The sequence below is a fragment of the Clostridium sp. genome (genome assembly GCF_016650095.1).
In the GTDB taxonomy this organism is placed as follows: domain Bacteria; phylum Bacillota; class Clostridia; order Clostridiales; family Clostridiaceae; genus Clostridium_AD.
In genome coordinates this window covers 1-4,328 of the sequence record NZ_JAENWL010000331.1, presented here as the reverse complement: position 1 = coordinate 4,328, position 4,328 = coordinate 1, and the positions used below count along the sequence as shown (strand labels likewise).

Sequence of the window (4,328 nt, the reverse complement as noted above, 5' to 3'; positions counted from 1 at the left end):
TATGGAATATAAAGCAGCAGAACAATTAGTAATAAAGCAGGAAGAAATGCTTCAGTTTGAACATTTTAATAACCAAGACGCCTGGGAACTAGGACAACTTGTAGTAGAGGAAATACATAAGAATGGTATTGAATTGGCGGTATCCATTCGTAAACTTAATGGAAATATTATTTTTCAGTATGCTACAGATAAAACTAATCTGAATAATCAGAACTGGATGAATAGAAAATTTAATACGGTTTTGCTTATGGAAAGAAGTAGTCTAGGATCAAGTATAGTTTCAAAAATAACTAAAGAAGAAGTTGTAACCCATGGTTTAAGCGATAGCCAATATGTCTTTTGTGGTGGAGGGTTTCCTATAAGAATAAAAGGAAGCTGTGTTGTTGCCGTAATTACTGTTTCTAATATGCCACATGTTAAGGATCATGATTTTATTGTAAAGTGTCTAAGCAAGTTTTTGAGGGTAACAGGAGTTCCTGAGGTTGACTTGGATATCTGATGTCATTTTGTGTAGCAAACATAAACTTTCAGTTTTTGTTAGGACCTCCGAGGTTGTAGTAAAAACTGAAAGTTTTTACTTTAGGGAGCACCTCAAGCAGTTATGTACAGAAGCATTCAAAAATTGGAAGATATGAGCGTATGAATATAGCGTGTCCAACAAAGGTAATGATGGATGGATTGGTAAGACTAAGAGAGACTCTAAAAAATTATTAATAAAACAAGTAAAATCGGAAGGGGTATGAAATCCTTTTATGATGTGCTCCATTCCACACTTGAATTAAAGAATAATAAATTATGTTGACAATTTTGGGAATTCACAATATAATAGTAAAAAGCAGAAAAATCAATGAGTAAGAATAGTAAATTTGTTTAACAATTACAGCGAGCCAGGAATAGTGTGAGCCTGATATTTTAGAACATTTTGAATGGACTTACGAGAGGAAACCGAAATAATAGTAGGGGACACGGGTTCCACCGTTATATGGATATGATATCGGAGTTATTCCTGTATTTGAGAGATACCTTTGTTTTTACAAGGGTAAGTTGAGGTGGTACCGCGAGAATATTCGCCCTCTACATGTTTATGCATGTAGGGGGCTTTTTATTTTTTGAATTAAAACATAAAAAAAGGGGGATTTAAAATGAAAAAAGTTATTGCTATTATTCTGGGACTAAGTATGATCTTAAGTTTGTCTGCATGTGGAAGTAATTCTGAAAAATCATCTGTGAAAAAAATTTCAATTTTAACTCCATATTTATCCTCGGTAACAACTAATGAGATGATAGAAAAACTTAAGATAATGGTTGTTGAAAAGGGATGGAAGGTAAATGTTATTGATACAAAGGGAGATTTTGCTCAACTAGCAAGTCGTATGGAAGATGTTATAGCAACTAATACTGACGCTATAATATTAGTTAGTACTGATCCTAACCAGGTTAAAACTCAAATAGAAAAAGCAGCGGGAAAGGAAATTCCGGTTTTTGGTTGTGACTCTGGTTATATAACTGGTATGTCAATGAATGCAACAAGTGACAACACAGCCATGTCGCAAATGATTTCCGACTACTTATTTAAAAAACTTGATAATAAGGGGAATTTAATTGCACTAACGTATAGAGCACATCCGGGAGTTCTTAAAAGGAGTTTGGAACTTGACAAAATGTTGAAGGATAACCCAGGGATAAAGTTAGTTACAGAGCAACAAGTACAGGTTCCAGGTCCAATTGAAAATTCCCGTAAACAGATGGAGAGCTTATTATTAGCAAATAAGCAACCAGGAGCTATAACTGCTGTATGGTGTGGATGGGATGAGCCGGCAATTGGTGCATCACAAGCCATTGAGGCTGCTGGAAGAAAAGATATTATAGTAATAGGAATTGATGGAACAAGCCAAGCTGTAGATATGATTAATAAGGGATCACCACTTGTTGCAACTGTAAAACAAAACTTTGCAGGAATGGCTGAGATAGTTGTTAATCAGATGGATTTGGTATTCCAAGGGAAAACAGTAGAGAAAACTGAAATGTATGCACCTGCATCATTAATCTCTAAATAAAAATAATTGTAAGAAAAATATCATTGTTTGATTCTAAACAATGAACATATAAAAGAGTACAAACAGGGGCTTAATAAGTCTCTGTTTTTTAAGGAGAGGTGAATGAAATGCCATTACTTGAGGTAATAGGGATGGATAAGAAATTTGGTGGGCATTATGCATTACAGAATGTTTCCTTAACTGTAGAACATGGAGAGATACACTCACTGGTTGGCGAAAATGGAGCAGGGAAATCCACTTTTATAAAGATACTAACAGGAGTATATAAGGAAGATTCAGGTGTGATAATATGGCAAAGAAAAGGTACCATTATATCAAGCCCTCAATTTTCTCATAAATTAGGAATCAGCGTAATCCATCAGGAGAGACATCTAGTACCATCATTTTCAGGATTAGAGAACTTGTACCTTGGGAGGGATTACCCTAAATTTAAATATACTTCTATTATTGATTGGAAAGAGATGGAGAAAACTGCGCTTAATCTAATGGATGAACTTGGTATAAATATACCACTAAATGTTACTGCACAAAGGATGACTCCTGTGGAACGTACTTTATTAGAAATTCTAAGGGCCATGATGTTTGAATGTAAATTGCTTATACTTGATGAACCAACTGCGTCTTTAACTGATAGGGAATCTGAGATTCTATTTAAACTGATTAACAATCTAAAATTAAAGGGGACATCTATTATTTATGTATCTCACAGGTTGGATGAAATATTTAGGTTATCAGATAGAATTACTGTTCTTAGAAATGGAATGGTAGCAGGTACGCTACTTAGGCAAGATGCAAATAAGGATATATTGGTTGGACTTATGACTGATAATTCAGCAATACATTATAATAAAAGAAAGAAATTAGGCAAACTTAGCGATGATATACTTTTACAAATAAGTGACTTAAGTTCAATGGATGATAAAGTAAAGAATGTGAATTTAACTGTAAATAGTGGAGAAGTTGTTGGGATATTTGGATTAGCAGGAACAGGTAGAACTGAACTATTAGAAACTATTTATGGACTCCGCGCAAAAAAAAGTGGTGATATTATAATTAATAGCAAACGTGTTAAAAAATCTTCACCTGAAAATTCATTAAAAAGTGGTATGGTTTTAATTCCAGAGGACAGAAGATCACGGGGAACCATAATGGGAATATCAATCCGTGAAAATATGACTTTATCTATTTTAAAAAATTATGCTCGTGGTGGAATAATAAAATCTTTAAAAGAAAAAACTGATGTAATTAATCAAATGGAAAAACTAAATGTTAAAGCAGTTAGCACAGAGCAAAAAGTATTTGAGTTAAGCGGGGGAAATCAACAGAAGATTGTTTTTGCAAAATCATTAATGTCTAGTCCAAACTTATTTCTCTGTGATGAACCAACGCAAGCTGTTGATATAATGACACGTGGTGAAATTCATAAACTATTATGGGATGAGGCAGACAAAGGCCATGGGATTATATTTGTATCAGCTGATTTACAAGAGGTAATAGAGGTATCTGATAGAGTTATAGTAATGCATAATGGGAGAGTAATTGCACAGAGAGATTGTGAAAATTTAAGCGCGGAAGCGGTACTGCAGCTATGTTATGATCAAGATAAAAATGGGGGGATTTCAAATGATTAATAAGTCTTATGAAAAGCGAAATATTAATTTGAAAAAATTATTGCAATCCTATGGAACTGTTTTTGCAGGTATTCTGATTATTATTGGGTTCAGTATCTTAAGTCCAGACTCGTTTGCGACTTTAGATAATTTTATAAATATAAGTAGGCAAATATCGCTATTAGTTATTATTGCAATAGGGGCAACATTAGTAATGGCAGTAGGTGAATTTGATTTAGCGATTGGCGCAATGGCAAGTCTTGGGGGTGTAATGGCAGCTAAGTTGTCAGTTATGGGGCTACCTATATGGCTTTCATTTATAATACCAATTGTAATTGCATTTCTGATAGGATATATCAATGGTTGGGTTGTAACAAAATTTAAAGTACTATCATTTATAACAACCCTTGCAATGGGAACTATACTCGGAGGATTAACCTTTTGGGTTACAGGCGGTGCCACAATATTTGAAAACATACCTCCTTCATTTAGATATATTGGACAAACTGATTGGAGTAAAATTCCATTGCTTTCTATAATTATGATTATTCTTACAGTCATTGTTTGGTTTGTGATGTCGAATACAGTTTTTGGCAGACGATTGTATGCAATAGGAGGAAATCCAGTAGCTTCTAGAGTAGCTGGAATAAATGTTAGATTA

At 34.0% G+C, this 4,328-nt stretch carries 4 protein-coding genes and 1 other annotated feature; all 4 genes read left to right on the top strand.

Annotation, left to right across the window (positions count from 1 at the left end):
• On the top strand, positions 1–499 hold a 499-nt coding region (locus tag JJE11_RS15595), incomplete at its 5' end, for a heme-binding protein (protein ID WP_291637260.1).
• A gap of 339 nt (positions 500–838) precedes the next feature.
• Positions 839–1,078: a binding site (T-box leader), on the top strand.
• A gap of 64 nt (positions 1,079–1,142) precedes the next feature.
• Entirely contained in the window at positions 1,143–2,057 is a 915-nt protein-coding gene (locus JJE11_RS15590; protein WP_291637258.1) for a substrate-binding domain-containing protein, read from the top strand.
• A 107-nt stretch (positions 2,058–2,164) separates the two neighbouring features.
• On the top strand, positions 2,165–3,688 hold the full coding sequence (locus JJE11_RS15585) for a sugar ABC transporter ATP-binding protein (RefSeq protein ID WP_291637256.1): 1,524 nt from the start codon (positions 2,165–2,167) through the stop codon (positions 3,686–3,688).
• The coding region (locus JJE11_RS15580) for an ABC transporter permease (protein ID WP_291637254.1) at positions 3,681–4,328 on the top strand (648 nt) is incomplete at its 3' end. The genes JJE11_RS15585 and JJE11_RS15580, both read left to right, overlap by 8 nt.

Excerpts from the sequence above, each read along its gene's own strand:
- JJE11_RS15590 (WP_291637258.1), top strand. The coding sequence starts at position 1,143 with ATGAAAAAAGTTATTGCTATTATTCTGGGACTAAGTATGATCTTAAGT.
- JJE11_RS15585 (WP_291637256.1), top strand. The coding sequence starts at position 2,165 with ATGCCATTACTTGAGGTAATAGGGATGGATAAGAAATTTGGTGGGCAT.